This is a genomic window from Arthrobacter sp. Dra40, assembly GCF_059091905.1.
In genome coordinates this window covers 1-1,054 of sequence record NZ_JBNHHB010000525.1, presented here as the reverse complement: position 1 = coordinate 1,054, position 1,054 = coordinate 1, and the positions used below count along the sequence as shown (strand labels likewise).

Below are 1,054 nucleotides of genomic sequence, written 5' to 3'. Positions count from 1 at the left end.
GCCCGGTCCAGCAGCACGGAGAAGTAGTACTCCTCGGCGATGTCGGCGCCCTGCGCGATCATGACCTTGTTGACGGTGTGGCCCTTGATATCCATACCGAGGATGTTGGAGGCGTGCTCGAATGCCTCGTCCGGGGTCTTGGCGACCTTGACGCCGCCGGCCTTACCGCGGCCTCCGACCTTCACCTGAGCCTTGACGACAACTACGCCGCCAATTTTCTCAGCAGCTGTCTTGGCTTCTTCTGGGGTGTACGCAACGATTCCAGCCAGCACGGGTACTCCGTGTGCCTCGAAGAGATCGCGCGCCTGGTATTCAAACAGGTCCACGGGTTGTGTCCTTCTACGTCGAAGTCGTTTCTGACTCGGAGCGGCATCCACGGTTGGCCGTGACGGTGGCCACGGACGGTGGACGGATGCCTGCAATGCTCCATGGGGAACTCTAGTCCCTTTGGCGCCGGGGGCCGGTCCCAGAGTACCGCTTTAGTGGCCAAGGGCACACTTCTACAACTTGTAGAACGGTCACGGGTTGAGGTAACGGCGCCGCGAGTCTAATTCTTGCTGCCAACTTCCGCCTGGCCGACGACGGCGGTGTCCCCGCCGTGGGCAGCATCCTCGCCCTGCGCGGTGCCCCCACCCTGCGCGACGGCGGCCGATGGGGCGCTGCCCTTGATGACGGTCTGGTTCAGCAGCGGAATCCGCAGCCCCTCCTGAGCCAGCGCACCCTTCAGGCGGGCTCGCATCTCGCGCGCAATCGCCCACTGCTCCAGCGGCTTGGTGCGGATCGCCAGCCGGATCACCACGGATTCGCCGGTCAGCGCCTCCACGCCCCACACCTCCGGGTCGTCCAGGATCAGCCTGCGGTAGTCCTCATCCATGCGCAGTTCCATGGCGGTCTTGAGGATCAACTCGGAGACCTTCTCCACATCGGAGTCGTACGGTACCGGGATGTCCAGCACCGCCCGCGCCCAGCCCTGCGAGGAGTTGCCCACGCGCAGGATCTCGCCGTTGCGGACATGCCACAGCGTGCCGTCCACGGCGCGCACCTGGGTGACCCT

General features: G+C 64.9%; 2 protein-coding genes. Both read right to left on the bottom strand.

Translation table 11 applies throughout. From position 1 onward, the window contains the following. Positions 1-326, bottom strand: a 326-nt coding sequence (locus tag AC5RWT_RS37765; protein ID WP_494084674.1) for an ATP-grasp domain-containing protein, incomplete at its 3' end; no start/stop codon positions are given. Positions 327-547: 221 nt separating this feature from the next. Further along, positions 548-1,054, bottom strand: a 507-nt coding sequence (locus AC5RWT_RS37760) for a mechanosensitive ion channel family protein (RefSeq protein WP_494084673.1), incomplete at its 5' end; no start/stop codon positions are given.